This window comes from Buttiauxella agrestis (assembly GCF_900446255.1).
In the GTDB taxonomy this organism is placed as follows: domain Bacteria; phylum Pseudomonadota; class Gammaproteobacteria; order Enterobacterales; family Enterobacteriaceae; genus Buttiauxella; species Buttiauxella agrestis.
Genome location: NZ_UIGI01000001.1, coordinates 114,612 through 130,175, shown reverse-complemented (window position 1 = coordinate 130,175; position 15,564 = coordinate 114,612). Strand labels below are relative to the sequence as shown.

16 protein-coding genes are annotated in these 15,564 nt (G+C 52.4%); 2 read left to right on the top strand and 14 right to left on the bottom strand.

What is annotated here, in order from left to right; all coding sequences use genetic code 11:
- The first annotated feature begins 10 nt into the window (after positions 1–10).
- Positions 11–439: a DUF2756 family protein gene (locus DY231_RS00615; RefSeq protein ID WP_115626904.1), complete on the top strand. Its 429-nt coding sequence runs from the start codon at positions 11–13 to the stop codon at positions 437–439.
- Here DY231_RS00615 and ugpQ read toward each other — a convergent pair.
- From ugpQ to livK, 10 genes are all read right to left on the bottom strand, one after another.
- Positions 426–1,169: a glycerophosphodiester phosphodiesterase gene (gene ugpQ, locus DY231_RS00610; RefSeq protein ID WP_115626903.1), complete on the bottom strand. Its 744-nt coding sequence runs from the start codon at positions 1,167–1,169 to the stop codon at positions 426–428. The two genes, DY231_RS00615 and ugpQ, sit on opposite strands and share 14 nt — an antisense overlap.
- Positions 1,166–2,236: a sn-glycerol-3-phosphate import ATP-binding protein UgpC gene (locus tag DY231_RS00605; protein ID WP_115626902.1), complete on the bottom strand. Its 1,071-nt coding sequence runs from the start codon at positions 2,234–2,236 to the stop codon at positions 1,166–1,168. Before DY231_RS00605 ends, ugpQ begins: the two co-directional genes overlap by 4 nt.
- A 5-nt stretch (positions 2,237–2,241) precedes the next feature.
- A complete protein-coding gene (ugpE, locus tag DY231_RS00600; protein ID WP_034499515.1) occupies positions 2,242–3,087 on the bottom strand; it encodes a sn-glycerol-3-phosphate ABC transporter permease UgpE in 846 nt (281 codons plus the stop codon).
- On the bottom strand, positions 3,084–3,971 hold the full coding sequence (ugpA, locus tag DY231_RS00595) for a sn-glycerol-3-phosphate ABC transporter permease UgpA (protein WP_115626901.1): 888 nt from the start codon (positions 3,969–3,971) through the stop codon (positions 3,084–3,086). The genes ugpE and ugpA overlap by 4 nt, the downstream gene beginning before the upstream one ends.
- A 107-nt stretch (positions 3,972–4,078) precedes the next feature.
- Positions 4,079–5,398 carry a sn-glycerol-3-phosphate ABC transporter substrate-binding protein UgpB gene (ugpB, locus tag DY231_RS00590; protein ID WP_034499520.1) on the bottom strand — a complete coding sequence of 440 codons (1,320 nt, stop codon included), beginning with the start codon at positions 5,396–5,398 and terminating at the stop codon, positions 4,079–4,081.
- 201 nt (positions 5,399–5,599) lie between these two features.
- Positions 5,600–6,313 carry a high-affinity branched-chain amino acid ABC transporter ATP-binding protein LivF gene (gene livF / locus DY231_RS00585; RefSeq protein WP_034499522.1) on the bottom strand — a complete coding sequence of 238 codons (714 nt, stop codon included), beginning with the start codon at positions 6,311–6,313 and terminating at the stop codon, positions 5,600–5,602.
- A 17-nt stretch (positions 6,314–6,330) separates the two neighbouring features.
- The gene (gene livG / locus DY231_RS00580; protein WP_034499524.1) at positions 6,331–7,098 is read right to left on the bottom strand and encodes a high-affinity branched-chain amino acid ABC transporter ATP-binding protein LivG; all 768 of its coding nucleotides are present in this window, start codon (positions 7,096–7,098) and stop codon (positions 6,331–6,333) included.
- Positions 7,095–8,381 carry a high-affinity branched-chain amino acid ABC transporter permease LivM gene (locus tag DY231_RS00575; RefSeq protein WP_115626900.1) on the bottom strand — a complete coding sequence of 429 codons (1,287 nt, stop codon included), beginning with the start codon at positions 8,379–8,381 and terminating at the stop codon, positions 7,095–7,097. The genes livG and DY231_RS00575 overlap by 4 nt, the downstream gene beginning before the upstream one ends.
- Positions 8,378–9,304 (bottom strand): high-affinity branched-chain amino acid ABC transporter permease LivH, encoded by a 927-nt coding sequence (livH, locus tag DY231_RS00570; protein ID WP_064514637.1) that lies wholly within the window; start codon positions 9,302–9,304, stop codon positions 8,378–8,380. The genes DY231_RS00575 and livH overlap by 4 nt, the downstream gene beginning before the upstream one ends.
- Before the next feature lie 74 nt (positions 9,305–9,378).
- Positions 9,379–10,491, bottom strand: coding sequence for a high-affinity branched-chain amino acid ABC transporter substrate-binding protein LivK (gene livK, locus DY231_RS00565; RefSeq protein WP_115626899.1), 1,113 nt, complete (start codon positions 10,489–10,491; stop codon positions 9,379–9,381).
- A 415-nt stretch (positions 10,492–10,906) separates the two neighbouring features.
- Here livK and panM point away from each other — a divergent pair, with 415 nt between their 5' ends.
- Positions 10,907–11,287, top strand: a complete 381-nt coding sequence (panM, locus tag DY231_RS00560; protein ID WP_115626898.1) for an aspartate 1-decarboxylase autocleavage activator PanM — start codon at positions 10,907–10,909, stop codon at positions 11,285–11,287.
- Positions 11,288–11,408: 121 nt separating this feature from the next.
- Here panM and DY231_RS00555 read toward each other — a convergent pair whose 3' ends face one another.
- From DY231_RS00555 to ftsE, 4 genes are all read right to left on the bottom strand, one after another.
- A complete protein-coding gene (locus tag DY231_RS00555) occupies positions 11,409–12,512 on the bottom strand; it encodes a branched-chain amino acid ABC transporter substrate-binding protein (RefSeq protein ID WP_115626897.1) in 1,104 nt (367 codons plus the stop codon).
- 222 nt (positions 12,513–12,734) lie between these two features.
- Positions 12,735–13,589, bottom strand: coding sequence for an RNA polymerase sigma factor RpoH (gene rpoH, locus DY231_RS00550; RefSeq protein WP_034499532.1), 855 nt, complete (start codon positions 13,587–13,589; stop codon positions 12,735–12,737).
- A 257-nt stretch (positions 13,590–13,846) separates the two neighbouring features.
- A complete protein-coding gene (gene ftsX, locus DY231_RS00545; protein WP_034499630.1) occupies positions 13,847–14,902 on the bottom strand; it encodes a permease-like cell division protein FtsX in 1,056 nt (351 codons plus the stop codon).
- Positions 14,895–15,563 carry a cell division ATP-binding protein FtsE gene (gene ftsE / locus DY231_RS00540; RefSeq protein WP_034499534.1) on the bottom strand — a complete coding sequence of 223 codons (669 nt, stop codon included), beginning with the start codon at positions 15,561–15,563 and terminating at the stop codon, positions 14,895–14,897. Before ftsE ends, ftsX begins: the two co-directional genes overlap by 8 nt.
- Position 15,564: the final 1 nt, after the last annotated feature.

The window sequence follows — 15,564 nt, the reverse complement described above, 5'->3', positions numbered from 1 at the left end:
GGAAGTGACGATGAAAAAAATATTACTTGTGGCAGCTTTGCTGCCGTTGACCTGTTTGGCACAGCCGATTAATACCCTGAATAATCCCAATCAACCGGGTTACCAGAATCCCAGTCAGCAACGGATGCAGCAGCAAATGCAGACGCAGCAGATACAGCAAAAAGGAATGTTGAATCAGCAGTTACAAACACAAACACGCGTACAGCAACAGCATCTGGAATCGCAGATAAACAATAATTCGAGAACGTTGCCAAACGAACTGGATGTCGGGACGCAACAGGTGTTGCCGAATACGAATGGAGGGATGTTGAGTGGCAGTGGTTCGAACGCCAGCGGGCAGGATCACATGCTGCAACCGAGAACCAATGGCAGCATGCTGAATTCTCATGGTAGCTCGACGTTACAGCCGAGCATTCCGCTGAAAACTATTGGGCCGTAAAGTCCGCACCAATTTGGTCGATGCGGTCAGTGCAAATAGTATCGACTCCCCAGCGCAGCAGCGTGTCTGCTCGTTGGGGATTATTCACGGTATAAACCAGAATAAATAAACCCGCCGCTTTGAGTTCCCGCACACGCGTTTCATCCAGCAATTGATGGTTCAAATGAAGTGATACGCAGCCCAGGCGAGTGGTCAGCTCGTGCCAGTCATCACGCCATTCATCCAGCAACAAACCCCGTGGTAACTCTGGAACCGCATGTTGTGCCGCTTCCAGCGCATCAATGGAAAAAGACGACAGTAGTGGCGCGGTTTGCCCCTGCCATAATTCACGAGCGGCCAGCGCAATGACTTTCCCGGTTTCGGTGTCAGTGCCCGTGGTCGGCTTGATTTCGATATTGACCATCATGCCATGTTCTTTACAGCGCTCTGCAACCTGCGAAAGCAGCGGCAATGGCTCGCCTTTGAATTCATTGCTAAACCAGCTTCCGGCGTCAACGTTGAGCAGCTTATCCCACGGCAAATCACCCGCCACTCCCCAGCCATTACTGGTGCGCTCCAGCGTGTCATCATGCAGCAGGAAGATTTGCCCGTCTTTTGACAGCTTCGCGTCAAACTCAATCATCGTATGACCGAATCGCGCACCCACATCAATCGCCGCCAGCGTGTTTTCCGGTGCCAGTTTTCCGCCGCCACGATGCGCGGCGACTTTTGGGTATGGCCAGTTACTCATAAACGTTGTCCATTTTCTTTATCAAAGAAATGCAGATTGTTTTCAGGCAGATGCAGCCATAACGTACTGCCGGGTTGCGGGCGTTCCTGATGCCCAAGGCGCACCACCATTTTCTGCTCGCCCCAACGCCCGTGCACCAGATTATCCGCGCCGAGCATCTCCAGCGTGTCCACCTTAAAGGGGATGCCGCCTGCGGTTTGTGAGCTTAGCGCAATATGTTCCGGGCGGATACCCAGGGTAACAGCGCGGCCTCGTTGCAGATTTGCCGCATTTCCCAGTGGTAACGCCATGCCGCCTGCCAGCTCAAAACGCGAGCCGTCAGCACTGATTTTACCTTCCAGCAAATTCATGGCTGGCGAGCCAATAAAACTCGCCACAAAGCGGCTTGCCGGGCGCTCGTAAACTTCAACGGGCGTACCGATTTGTTCGGCAACGCCTTTGTTCATCACCATCACGCGCTGCGCCAGCGTCATCGCTTCGACCTGATCGTGGGTGACGTACAGACTGGTGGTTTTCAGGCGGCGATGCAGTTGCTGTAATTCGAGGCGCATTTGCACGCGCAGTTTAGCGTCGAGGTTTGATAACGGTTCATCAAACAGGAATACCGCCGGATCGCGCACAATCGCACGCCCCATCGCCACGCGTTGACGTTGCCCGCCAGAAAGCTCACGCGGACGGCGTTTTAGCAAACCATCGAGTTCCAGAATACGTGCTGCTTCTGCCACTTTCTGCTGAATATGCGCTTTGCCCATGCCACGAATTTTCAGCCCCCACGCCATGTTTTCTTCCACGCTCATATGCGGATAAAGCGCGTAATTCTGGAACACCATCGCAATACCGCGCTCTTTCGGCTCCATTTCTGTGACGCGCTGGCGGTCAATCCAGATGTCGCCGCTGGTGACGCGCTCAAGCCCGGCAACCATACGCAGCAACGTCGATTTACCACAGCCCGACGGCCCGACCATCACGATAAATTCGCCATCAGCCACATCGAGCGTTAACGGTTGAATCACCTGGGTTTTGTTGTCCCAGCTTTTGCTGACTGCCTGTAATTTTAAACCTGCCATGAACGTTATTTCTCACTATCAACAAGGCCACGCACAAACGCGCGTTGCATGGCTAAAACAATAATTACCGGCGGAATCAGCGTTAGCAGCATCGCCGCCATCACCTGGTTCCACTGGGTCGAGCCTTCACCGGAAGACATCATGCTTTTGATACCCGCCACGGCAGTGCCGAGGTTGACGTCGCTGACAATCAGCAACGGCCACAGATACTGGTTCCAGCCGTAGATAAAGGTGATGACGAATAGCGCCGCCAGATTGGTTTTCGAGAGCGGCAGCACGATGTCGCGGAAGAAGCGCATCGGCGTTGCACCATCAATGCGAGCCGCTTCCATTAACTCGTCGGGCAGCGTCATAAAGAACTGGCGGAACAAAAACGTGGCGGTCGCCGAAGCCATTAGCGGCAGCGTCAGACCGGTGTAGCTGTCGAGCATTTTGAGATTGGCGATGACTTCTACCGTTGGAAAAATTCGCACTTCGACCGGCAGCATCAGGGTGATGAAAATCATCCAGAAGAACAGGTTACGCAATGGAAAACGGAACCAGACAATGGCAAAAGCGGAGAGCATCGACACCGTGATTTTGCCGATGGTGATAACCATCGCCATCACGAAGCTGTTTAGCAGCATCAGGCCAAACGGCGCACTGTTTGCACCCACGCCATGTACCCAAATATGGGTCATATTTTCCAGCAGATGGGAGCCTGGGATCAGCGTCATTGGCGTTTGAAACACGGCCTGGCTGTCCAGCGTTGCCGCCACAAATGCGACGTACAGCGGAAACAGAATCACGATGATGCCAAGAATGAGCATGGTATGGCTGAAAATCGTCAGCCCGCGGCGGTTCTCAATCATTGGTAGCGCACCTTACGTTCCACGAAGCGGAACTGAATGACGGTCAGGATGATGACCAGGAACATCAGCACTACCGATTGCGCCGCCGATGCGGAAAGGTCGAGACCGGCAAAACCTTCGCGATAAATTTTGTAGATAAGCGTGGTAGTGGCTTGTACCGGGCCACCGCCAGTTGCGGCGTCGATAACCGGGAAGGTATCGAAAAAGGCGTAAACCAGATTCACCACCAGCAGGAAGAAACTCACTGGCGCAATCAGCGGCAGCGACAATTTAAAGAAGCGGCGCACCGGCCCGGCCCCATCAATGGAAGCGGCTTCGACCAAGGATCGAGGAATCGACTGAAGTGCAGCGAAGAAGAACAGGTAGTTGTAGCTGATTTGCTTCCAGACCGAGGCAAACACCACAAGGAACATCGCCTGACCGCTGTTTTGCGCGTGGTTCCAGTGATAACCAAACTGCTCCAGCAGGTGCGTTAACAGGCCGCGCCCAGGGTTGAACAGGAAGATCCACAATACGGCGGCAATCGCGGGCGCCACCGCATACGGCAGTAACATCAACGTTTGATAAATACGGCTGCCGCGCACCACATAATCCGTGAGGGCAGCGAAAAATAGCGACACCAGCAGGCCGCTGCCTGCCACTAATCCGCTGAAAATTAAGGTGGTGTAGAAGGAGTCGAGATAATAGCTGTCGTGGAAAAGCTGTTTGAAGTTATCCAGCCCGACAAAGGTGCTTGAAAGCCCAAACGGATCGACGTTTTGCAGCGAATACCACAGCGCTTCGCCCGCAGGCCAGATGAAAAAGATAATGGTGATAATCAGCTGCGGCAAAACCAGCGCATAAGGCAGCCAGCCGGAACGGAATACAGGACGAGATGATGACATAAGTAATTCTTTTCCTGAACAATGTCGGGTGACGGCTTCGCCTTAACCGACCTACAAACAGCCATTCGTAGGTCGGATAAGCGAAGCGTCATCCGACACTGAAAAACTTAAGACTTAGTCGATTGCTCGAAACGGCGCAGAAGTTGATTGCCACGCTCAACCGCGCTGTCTAACGCTTGCTGAGGGGTTTTCTTGCCGGTCCACACCGATTCCAGTTCTTCGTCCACGATGGTACGAATCTGCGGCATATTGCCCAGACGCAGACCTTTGGTGAATGGCAATGGCGGCTTGTTCATCATCTGGCGCGTGGCGATGTCAGCACCCGGGTTTTTCTCGTAGAAACCTTGCTCGCGCGTCAGGTCATACGCGGCTTTGGTAATCGGCAAGTAACCCGTTTTCTGGTGCCATTCGGCAGCGATTTCAGGCTGGGCGAGGAACTGCATAAACTCGGCAACGCCTTTGTAAGTTGCCGCGTCTTTACCCTGCATTACCCACAAACTTGCCCCGCCGATAATGGCGTTTTGTGGCGCATTCGGGATGGTTGCGTCGTAAGGCATCATGCCCACGCCGTAGTTGAATTTGGCGTAGTGGCGGATATCTGCCAGCGAACCGGAAGAGGCGGTAGTAATGGCGCAATCGCCGTTGTAGAACTTCTCGGTGGATTCGTCTTTACGACCGAAGTAGCTGAAATCGCCTTTCTTGTTCAACTCTTGCAGCAGGGCGATGTGTTTCACCTGCTCGGGCTTGTTGAATTCCAGAACCGCGTCGGTGCCATCAAAGCCGTTGTTTTTAGTCGCAACGGGCAGGCCGTTCCAGGCGCTGAAGTTTTCAATTTGAATCCAGCCCTGCCAGCCGCTGGCGTAGCCGCACTTCATGCCCGCTGCTTTCAGTTTGGCGGTGTAATCAGCCAGATCCTGCCAGGTTTTTGGCGGCTGATCCGGGTTCAGACCGGCTTTCTTAAACGCGTCTTTGTTGTAATACAACACCGGCGTGGAGCTGTTGAAAGGCTGGGAAAGCAGATGCCCGGTTTTCGCATCGGTGTAGTACCCGGAAACCGTCGGCACAAACTGAGATTCGTCGAACTTGATGCCTGCATCGTTAAATACTTCATACACCGGCTTGATCGCTTTCGAGGCCATCATGGTCGCCGTGCCCACTTCATAAACCTGCAAAATGGCTGGCGCATTGCCCGAACGGAATGCCGCAATCCCTGCCGCCAGGTTTTGTTCGTAGTTGCCTTTATAAACCGGAACAATTTTGTAGTCAGGATGCGTCTGGTTAAAGCGTTGAGCCAGTGAATCAACTTCTTTGCCCAGTTCGCCTTCCATCGAGTGCCAGAAAGGAATGGAAGTGGCGGCGATGGCGCTACTGCTAAATACGCATCCAAGCGCCAGGCAAATTGCTGTGTGTCGTAACGATGCAGTCATGTCTTATCTCTCGAATTATTTTGAGTTGAATAAGTTGCGCGAAAATACGCGTTTTTGTTCGCATCAAAACATGACATGCGCGAATGACAGAAAAATAACCGTGAGGTGACAGGATCGTTACGATGAAGTGAAGGAATTATGACTGGAGGCAAAATGTCATAAAAAAAGGAGCCAAAGGCTCCTTGTGGTTGAAACGATAAACTAGCCGCCGAGGTAAGCGCTACGCACCGCTTCGTTAGCCAGAAGCGCATCACCAGTGTCTTCCAGTACCACGTGGCCGTTTTCCAGCACGTAGCCACGGTCAGCGAGTTTCAGCGCCTGGTTGGCGTTCTGCTCGACGAGGAAGATGGTCATGCCTTCGCTACGCAGTTGTTCGATGGTATCGAAAATCTGCTGAATGATGATTGGCGCGAGGCCGAGCGATGGCTCATCTAACAGCAGCAAACGCGGTTGGCTCATCAACGCACGACCAATCGCTAACATCTGCTGCTCACCGCCGGACATCGTACCCGCACGCTGAATGCGGCGCTCCAGCAGACGCGGGAACAGTTCGTAAACGCGTTGGATGCGTTCATGATACTGGTCGCGTTCCGCGAAGAAGCCACCCATCGCCAGGTTCTCTTCTACCGTCATGCGAGAAAATACGCGGCGTCCTTCCGGCACAATCGCCACTGCTTCACGCATGATGCGCGCGGTATGCCAGTCGGTGATGTCTTTACCATCAAAGGTAATTTTGCCGCTGGAAGCACGTGGATCACCACACAGTGTTCCCAACAGCGTCGTTTTACCGGCGCCGTTCGCGCCAATCAGGGTGACAATTTCGCCCTGTTTGATGTGCAGACTGACCTCATGAAGCGCCTGGATTTTTCCGTAGTGGGCGCTCACATGGTCAAATGACAACATGATATTTTCCATATTAAGCCTCACCCCCATTATGCTTCACCTAAGTAGGCACGGATTACGTCAGGGTTATTACGGATTTGCTCCGGCGTGCCGTTCGCAAGCGGCGTCCCCTGGTTTACCACGTAAATCCTGTCAGAAATGCCCATCACCAGTTTCATATCGTGCTCGATTAACAGCACGGTAGTGTTGTGATGGTTGCGTAACTCCATGATTAACTCATCGAGTTCATGCGTTTCTTTCGGGTTAAGACCGGCCGCGGGTTCATCAAGCATCAGAATTTCTGGCTGAGTCACCATGCAGCGTGCAATCTCAAGGCGACGCTGGTCGCCATATGCCAGGTTACTCGCCTGACGGTTAGCCTGCTCAAGCAGACCAATACGTTCAAGCCAGGTTGCGGCACGGTCGAGCGCTTCGCTTTGTGAACGGCGGAAGGCTGGCGTTTTCAGAAGACCTGAGAACACACCGGTTTTGAGTTGCATATGCTGGGCAACCAGCAAGTTTTCAATCACGGTCATTTCGCGGAACAGACGCACGTGCTGGAAAGTACGCACTACGCCCATCCGTGCAATTTGTTGACCTGGCAGTCCTTCAAGGTGCTGGTCACGCAACAGAATCGTTCCGCCTGAAGGTTTGTAGAAACCCGTCAGGCAGTTAAACACCGTGGTTTTACCGGCACCGTTCGGGCCGATTAACGAAACAATTTCTTGTGGATGCAGTTCCAGAGAAACATTGTTTACGGCGAGCAGGCCGCCGAAACGCATCATCAAGCCGTTTACGGATAACAATGGCTGACTCATGCCTGCTCTCCTTTCACTTGTTCCACTTGCTCTTTTTTAAGCTTCAATTGCGGACGCGACATTGGCAGCAAGCCTTGTGGACGCCAAATCATCATCAGCACCATCAAGCCACCAAGCACCAACATGCTGTATTCGTTCAGATCACGCATCAGTTCGCGCGACACCACCAGCAGCACGGCGGCGAGGATAACGGCAAATTGCGAGCCCATCCCGCCGAGCACCACAATCGCCAGCACGAATGCAGATTCGGCAAAGGTGAAGGATTCCGGGCTGACAAAGCCCTGACGTGCAGCAAACAGCGTACCGGCGAAACCCGCAAACGCGGCGCTGATGGTAAACGCGGTCAGTTTGATACGCGTTGGGTTCAGGCCCAGCGAGCGGCACGCGATTTCATCTTCACGCAGCGCTTCCCACGCACGGCCCAGCGGCATACGCAGCAGGCGGTTAATCACAAACAACGACAGCACAACCAACAACAGCGCAACGAGGTAGAGGAAGATAATCCTGTCACCGGGGTTGTACGCGATGTTAAAGAAGTTGCTGAACGTGTCCCACCCACCTTCACGTGCGCTGCGGCTGAATTCCAGACCAAATAGCGTAGGTTTTGGGATCTGGCTGATGCCGTTCGGGCCACCGGTAATTTCGGTATTGTTCAGCAGCAAAATACGGACAATTTCACCAAAGCCGAGCGTCACAATCGCGAGGTAATCGCCGCGTAAACGCAGCACCGGGAAGCCCAGCAGGAAACCTGCCGCCGCAGACACCAGGCCCGCAATTGGCAAGCATGTCCAGAATCCCAGACCGTAGTAGTGGTTGAGCAGAGCAAAGGTGTAAGCGCCGATGGCATAAAAACCGCCGTAGCCCAGAACCAGCAAGCCGGACAAACCCACAACCACGTTCAGACCAAGGCCGAGAATGATGTAAATCATGGTTAGCGTAGCGATGTCGACGGTGCCGCGTGACACCACAAACGGCCACGCAACCGCAAGCACCAACAGTGCCGCCAGGAACAGTTTTTGTTTCGGCGTAGAACCGTCTAAAGCAGGCAGCACAAACTTCGGCCCGGAGACTTTTTTCATGCCTTTCTGGAATGCAGGGCGCAGCAACTGGAAGACGAAGACAATCGCCGTACCGATCAGCACCCACTCCCAGCGCACCGTTTCGGCGCTGTGAACGACAAGCTTAGTGCCATCGAGACTCAGCTGAACGCCCATAAAGACGCCCGCCAGCACGAAGAATATCGCCGCAGAAAGCAGCGCAAGAACAACATGCATCGGCTTCATACTTTTTCTACCTCCGGACGGCCCAGGATACCGGTTGGCATAACCAACAGAACCACGATGAGCAGTGCAAAGGAGACAACATCTTTATATTCGGTGCTCAGATACGCCGAGGTCAGCGCTTCTGCGACACCCAAAATCAGGCCGCCAATCATCGCGCCAGGGATACTACCGATCCCGCCCAGAACTGCTGCGGTGAAGGCTTTCATCCCAGCCATAAAGCCGATGTATGGGTTGATAACGCCGTAGAACTGGCCGAGCAGTACACCTGCAACCGCAGCCATGGCAGCGCCAATCACGAAGGTCAGCGAGATAACACGGTCGGTGTTAATTCCTAGCAGGCTCGCCATTTTCAAATCTTCTGCACACGCACGGCACGCACGGCCCATGCGGGAATAGCGAATGAATAGTGTCAAAGCCAGCATCGCAAGGAACGTTACCACCCAAATCACCAACTGCATGGTGGTGATAGTTGCGGTGAAGTTGTCGCTGGCACCGACGACCCACTGGCCGTTAAACAGGCTTGGCAGCGCGATGTCGCGCGAACCTTCAGTCAGGCTGACGTAGTTTTGCAGGAAGATAGACATCCCGATAGCAGAGATCAGTGCAATCAGACGCTTAGAGTTACGCACTGGCTTGTAGGCAACGCGTTCGATGCTCCAGCCGTAGGCGCTCGCGATGACAATTGCACCAATAAAACCTGCACCAACCAGCATCCAGCCCACATCAATGCCCATCATCATCAGCGCTGCGATGATCATAAACGAGACGTAGCTGCCGATCATATACACCTCACCATGGGCGAAGTTGATCATGCCGATAATGCCGTAAACCATGGTGTAACCGATGGCGATCAACGCGTAAGTACTGCCCAACGTGACGCCGTTAAACATCTGTTGCAGGAAGTAGAGGAACTGCTCGGACATACAATAACCTTATTTATACCCTCTCCGGCGCATAGCCGCCGGAGAAGTGGGATGACCCAGAGTTGCCGCTACTATTATTTCGTCGCTACAGAAGACGAACCGTCGGCATGCCACTGGAAGACACCAAAATCAAATCCCTTCAGATCGCCTTTCTCATCCCAGTTCAGCGGCCCAATCACGGTTTTCGCACCGTTTGCTTTCAAATCTTTTACTAAATCAGCAGGTTCTGCACTTCCAGTACGCTCAAGTGCTGTCGCCAAAGACTGCACCGCTGCGTAAGTGATCCAGACATATGGGCCACTTGGGTCTTTCTTCTCAGTTTTCAGTTCATCAACGATAGCTTTGTTCGCTGGGTCCTGGTCATAGCGTTTTGGCATGGTGACTAACATGCCTTCGCCCGCGCTGCCCGCGATGTTGGACAGCGATGCGTTACCCACACCCTCTGGACCCATAAACTGAGTTTTCAGGCCAACGGCACGTGCCTGACGCAGGATCTGGCCCATTTCTGGGTAGTAGCCGCCGTAATAAACGAAGTCGATGTTCTCTTTTTGCAGACGCGCCACCAGCGTGGAGAAGTCTTTATCCCCCGCAGTAATGCCGTCAAAGAAGACGATGTTCGCCCCGCCTTTCTTCAGGCCGTCTTGTACAGAACGCGCCAGACCTTCACCGTATTGCTGCTTGTCATGAATGATAGCGATACGCTGTGGTTTTACGGTTTCCAGGATGTATTTAGACGCCGTTGGACCCTGGGAAGAATCCAGGCCTGCGGTACGCATAATCATTTTGTAACCGCGAGCCGTCAGCTCTGGGTTAGTCGCACCCGGGGTGATCATCAGGATGCCTTCATCTTCATAGATATCAGACGCTGGCTGAGTGGAAGAAGAACACAGGTGGCCGATGACATAGCGCACACCGTCGTTAACGATTTTGTTGGCAACCGCTACGGCTTGTTTCGGATCACAAGCATCGTCGTATTCAACCGCGACAAGTTTGTCGCCTTTGATGCCGCCTTTTGCATTGATGTCTTTGATTGCCTGGCGAGCACCGTTAAATTCCATGTCGCCCCACTGCGCAACCGGGCCAGACATAGCACCAACAACGGCAACTTTGATATCAGCTGCGGTTGCCGCGTGAGACACCGCCAGCGCAATAACCCCAGCGAGTAATGTCTTCGCGTTCATTTTCATAGATCCAATTCCTGTTCGTGATTTGTGGTTTTATTTTGGGCAAAAAACAAACTGAACGTTTTTTAGCCTTTAACCATTTTTATGAGTGCCTTTAAGGGTTTAGCGTTAAAATTTACAATTTTTAAGGCTAAACTCTCTATTTTTCAGGCTATTAAGCAAAGATATTATTCTGTATTTGCTAAGAGATAAACAAAAAAAAGCAGCTTTTTCAGCATAAAATAGCGATACAAAGAGCGGAATAAATCACTAGGTTTTAGGGTTTTATACTGACCATTTTTCAATCTGCCATTTATCGAACTGGCATATGTTTGACGCGAAAATTAATCGTCTGGTATATGACAGATAAAAGAGAAAGCGTCTGGCGCAAATAAATTGGTTACACTCGGGGTTTTCCCGCTTTTTGGTTAGCTCGCTTATGAAACTCACCATCATTCGTCTGTTTGAGTGTAGTGCCCAGGATGAGATCGATCTCGCTAAGATCTGGCCGGAATATTCCAGCGCCTCGCTTACGCTTAGTGATACCCACAGAATTTACGCGGCAAAATTTAATGAGCGACTGCTCGGCGCGGTGCGCGTTACGCTTGCGGGCCATGAAGCCACGCTGGATTCGCTGCGGGTACGAGAAATCACCCGTCGCCGTGGCGTGGGGCAGTATCTGGTCGAAGAAGTGATTCGCGATAATCCTGACATCACCGGTTGGTGGATGAGCGATGCAGGCGTGGAAGACCGTGATGTGATGACGGCGTTTATGCAGGCGGTTGGGTTTGAAGTTCAGAGTGGTGGCTGGAAGAAGTGATATGAATGCGTCGGATGACGCTGCGCTTATCCGACCTACGGGCCAGGTTTGCGTAGGGTGGATAAGCGCCAGCGTCATCCACCAAAAAATACCCACTCCTTGAGAGTGGGTATTTTAATGCTTATTTGGCGTCGGTCGCAGTACCGTTGGCATGCCAGGTAAACACGCCAAACTCAAAGCCTTCCAGATCGCCCTTCTCATCCCAGCTCAACGGACCCATTACAGTTTCAACCGTTGCGCCTTTCAGGTATTTAGCGATTTCAGCTGGTTCTTCTGACTTGTTCAGACCCGCCGCCAGTGATTGCAGTGCTGCGTAAGTTGTCCATACGAATGCGCCACTTGGATCTTGTTTCTTCGCCTTGATTGCATCTACAACCGGTTTGTTCGCAGGAACCTGGTCGTAGTTCTTCGGTTTGGTGACTAACAGGCCTTCAGCAGATTCGCCAGCAATGTTAGACAATGAAACGTTCGCTACACCTTCTGGACCCATGAACTGAGTTTTCAGGCCTGCTGCACGAGACTGACGCAGGATCTGGCCCATTTCAGGGTGGTAGCCACCGTAGTAAACGAAGTCGATGCTCTCTTTCTTCAGACGTGCCACCAGCGTGGAGAAGTCTTTCTCACCTGCGGTGATACCGTCAAAGAACACCACGTTAGCGCCGCCTTTTTTCAGGTTGTCCTGAACGGAGCGCGCCAGGCCTTCGCCATACTGTTGTTTGTCATGAATCACCGCGATGTTTTTCGGTTTCACATGATCAAGGATATATTTCGCAGCCGTTGGGCCCTGATCGGAGTCCAGTCCTGTGGTACGCATTGTTAATTTGTAACCGCGCGAAGTCAGCTCAGGCGCTGTAGCCGCAGGGGTGATCATCAGAATACCTTCGTCTTCGTAGATATCAGACGCAGGCTGAGTGGAAGAAGAACACAGGTGGCCGATAACGTATTTGATGCCATCGTTAACCACTTTGTTGGCGACCGCCACGGCTTGTTTCGGGTCACAAGCATCGTCATATTTGGTGATAACCAGTTTGTCGCCTTTGATGCCGCCTTTGGCATTAATATCCGCAACTGCTTGTTCTGCACCGGTAAATTCCTGGTCGCCATATTGAGCAACCGGGCCAGACATCGCCCCAACTACCGCTACTTTGATATCCTTCGCAAATGCTGCGTTGCTCATCGCAAGTGCAATACAACCAGCCAATAACGCTTTGCCCTTCATGTTCATCCTGAGAATCCCCATTCTTGTTGTGATTGGTATTTGTTGTGTTGTTTTGGCACGGTTTTATTTTTGGTTTACGAATACCGCGTGTGCCTTCGCCGCACTCAGAGTTAAAAACATACCCGAATTTGCGGTTTTTGGAATAACAATTTTTTCACAATAAGAATGGGAAAGTGACGGGCATAAAAAAACCGCCCCGGAAGGCGGTTTTTTATCTGACGGAAGAACTTACGCTTCGATGGCCATGCGCAGTTTTTTCATCGCGTTCTTTTCAAGCTGACGCACACGCTCGGCAGAAACGCCATAACGGTCGGCCAGTTCTTGCAGCGTGCTTTTGTTGTCTTCATCGAGCCAACGGGCACGGATAATATCCTGGCTGCGTTCATCCAGCCCCAACATGGCATCGCTGAGTTTATCAGCCGCGTGCGATTCCCAGTTGTCGTCTTCAATGCCATCGGCAAAGTTAGAAGACTTATCCTGCAAGAACAGCACCGGAGCCATTGGCGCGCTGTCTGAATCGTCGTCGTTGCCCATGTCGAACGTCATGTCCTGCGCCGCCATGCGAGATTCCATCTCACGGACATCTTTGCTGGAAACACCCAGCTCGTTGGCGACCATTTCCACTTCGTCCTGGTTGAACCAACCCAGACGCTGCTTAGTTTTACGCAGGTTAAAGAACAACTTACGTTGTGCTTTAGTGGTTGCCACTTTCACAATACGCCAGTTACGCAAAACGTATTCGTGAATTTCAGCTTTGATCCAATGCACAGCAAAGGACACCAAGCGGACACCCACTTCCGGGTTAAAGCGGCGCACCGCTTTCATCAGGCCGATGTTACCTTCCTGAATCAAGTCAGCCTGCGGCAAGCCATAGCCCGAGTAATTACGAGCGATATGAACAACAAAGCGCAGGTGAGACAGGATCAGCCTTTTCGCTGCTTCCAGATCGCCCTGGTAATGCAGCTTTTCAGCAAGCTCCTTCTCTTCCTCAGCCGTCAACATCGGCCAGGAGTTAGCGGCCCGAATATAAGATTCCAGGTTACCAACAGGGGCTAAAGCTAAATTTTGCATTTCTTTGGTCATTCAAACCCTCTCTTAGAGACTAACGTACAGGTTGCTACACAGTGCCACACCTGACTCCACGTCAAGCGCCAAACCGTACCACCCACAGTAAACTCAGACAGTGATGCTATCCACAAGTTCCGTGTAAAGCTGTGCATAGATTGCACACAAAATGTGACAGAGCTATGAAACATGGCAGGAGAAACGCTTACCGAGGTGGGAACGAGTCCCCTGCTGATAGGTACTTCGTAGCAGGGGACTAGTATATCAAAAAATTTTTACTCTGGGGTAAAACGACGTAAATGTTGTACTGTTGCTATCCACGCAGCCAACCAGCCGCTCATGGATGAAACCAGCAGCAGCAGCAGGCATTCGTCGAAACCTAAGCCCGTCAGATCGAATTTTGTGCCAAATACTTGCGCCACTTCGGTCACAGCAGATGACAAACGCCACACCAGAATTTCGGTCAAAATCAGCGATAAAAACGCCCCGCTAAAGCCTAATAACGCACCGCCGTACAAGAACGGGCGCAGAATGAATCCATCCGTCGCACCAATCAGTTTCTGCACGTTGATGGAGTCGCGGCGGGCAAAAATGCTCAGGCGCACGCTGTTACCAATCACCAGGAACACCGCGGCAACCATCAGCACGCCAATCATCGCAGCAACACGCCCTACCAGACCTGTCAGCGAGGCAAGACGCGCAAACCAGCTGTCATCCATGCGCACTTCATCGACACCGTTAATACGAGCGACACGGTCACGCAGAGTGTTCAGGTGATCTGTGGTCTGGAAATCCAGTTTCGGATTCACCACGGCAACCGCAGGCAACGGGTTCTCTTCCAACATATCCAGCGCGCCGCCAAAGCCCGACCAGTTGCGGAATTCGCCCAGCGCTTCGTCACGTGATAAATAGTTAACTTTATCGACGCCCTCTTCTGCCTGAATCGCACCCACCACTTGCTGCGCGGCGTTGTCATCCAGCGCTTTGTCGAGATAAACGGTAATTTGCGGCGAAGGATAATACTGTGTGGCGGCCTGATTTACGTTTTTGTAAACCATGTAGCACACGCTTGGCAGTGTGAGAGAAATGGCGATAACCATGACCGTCAGGAAAGTGGCTAAAGGCTTGCTGCGTAAATCTTGAACAGCCCCCTGCCAGGCGTAGCGGAACTGTTCGTTCACACCGCCCTTGAGGGATTTGCTTTTCGATTGAGGCCCTTTGCCGCGTTTTTTCACCGAGCGACCTAAATCCCCTAACTTATTCAGCGAGTTGATTTTATCCAGCTTGTTGCTGAAGCGCTTTATGTGATTGAGCGCGCTGCGTTTATTCACCTGCCAGGCCTCCATGCAAATGGCCGTCACTTAACGTCAACATGCGATAATTACGGCGGGAAATCAGCCCCATATCGTGTGTCGCCATCAGAACCGTTACGCCCACACGGTTAAACTCCTCGAACAGACGCAGAATCCCTTCCGAGAGCGCATCATCAAGGTTACCGGTCGGTTCATCCGCCAGCAATACCGCAGGCTTATTCACCACCGCACGAGCAATGCCCACGCGCTGTTGTTCGCCGCCTGAAAGTTGAATAGGGAAACTCTTCGCTTTATCGAGCAGGCCAACTTTATCCAGTGCCGCAGACACGCGGCGGCGAATGTCTTCACCGCTGGCACCCGCGATGATCAGCGGGATCGCCACGTTGTCGTAAACGGTTCTGTCCATCAACAAATGGTGATCCTGGAAGATCATACCAATCTGACGGCGCAGGAACGGCACTTCGCGGCTCTTGAGGCGGCTAATATCATGGCCGCTGAACGAAATCTTTCCGGCACTTGGCCGCTCAATACCGCAGATAAGCTTAAGCAGGGTACTTTTCCCGGCTCCAGAGTGACCGGTCAGAAAAGCCATCTCGCCAGGTTGCATATGGAAGGTGACTCCCTGCAACGCTTGTCTCCCACCGAGATAGGCCTTACTAACGTGTTCAAAGCGAATCATG

Excerpts from the sequence above, each read along its gene's own strand:
- DY231_RS00615 (WP_115626904.1), top strand. The coding sequence starts at position 11 with ATGAAAAAAATATTACTTGTGGCAGCTTTGCTGCCGTTGACCTGTTTG.
- ugpQ (WP_115626903.1), bottom strand. The coding sequence starts at position 1,169 with ATGAGTAACTGGCCATACCCAAAAGTCGCCGCGCATCGTGGCGGCGGA.
- DY231_RS00605 (WP_115626902.1), bottom strand. The coding sequence starts at position 2,236 with ATGGCAGGTTTAAAATTACAGGCAGTCAGCAAAAGCTGGGACAACAAA.
- ugpE (WP_034499515.1), bottom strand. The coding sequence starts at position 3,087 with ATGATTGAGAACCGCCGCGGGCTGACGATTTTCAGCCATACCATGCTC.
- ugpA (WP_115626901.1), bottom strand. The coding sequence starts at position 3,971 with ATGTCATCATCTCGTCCTGTATTCCGTTCCGGCTGGCTGCCTTATGCG.
- ugpB (WP_034499520.1), bottom strand. The coding sequence starts at position 5,398 with ATGACTGCATCGTTACGACACACAGCAATTTGCCTGGCGCTTGGATGC.
- livF (WP_034499522.1), bottom strand. The coding sequence starts at position 6,313 with ATGGAAAATATCATGTTGTCATTTGACCATGTGAGCGCCCACTACGGA.
- livG (WP_034499524.1), bottom strand. The coding sequence starts at position 7,098 with ATGAGTCAGCCATTGTTATCCGTAAACGGCTTGATGATGCGTTTCGGC.
- DY231_RS00575 (WP_115626900.1), bottom strand. The coding sequence starts at position 8,381 with ATGAAGCCGATGCATGTTGTTCTTGCGCTGCTTTCTGCGGCGATATTC.
- livH (WP_064514637.1), bottom strand. The coding sequence starts at position 9,304 with ATGTCCGAGCAGTTCCTCTACTTCCTGCAACAGATGTTTAACGGCGTC.
- livK (WP_115626899.1), bottom strand. The coding sequence starts at position 10,491 with ATGAAAATGAACGCGAAGACATTACTCGCTGGGGTTATTGCGCTGGCG.
- panM (WP_115626898.1), top strand. The coding sequence starts at position 10,907 with ATGAAACTCACCATCATTCGTCTGTTTGAGTGTAGTGCCCAGGATGAG.
- DY231_RS00555 (WP_115626897.1), bottom strand. The coding sequence starts at position 12,512 with ATGAACATGAAGGGCAAAGCGTTATTGGCTGGTTGTATTGCACTTGCG.
- rpoH (WP_034499532.1), bottom strand. The coding sequence starts at position 13,589 with ATGACCAAAGAAATGCAAAATTTAGCTTTAGCCCCTGTTGGTAACCTG.
- ftsE (WP_034499534.1), bottom strand. The coding sequence starts at position 15,563 with ATGATTCGCTTTGAACACGTTAGTAAGGCCTATCTCGGTGGGAGACAA.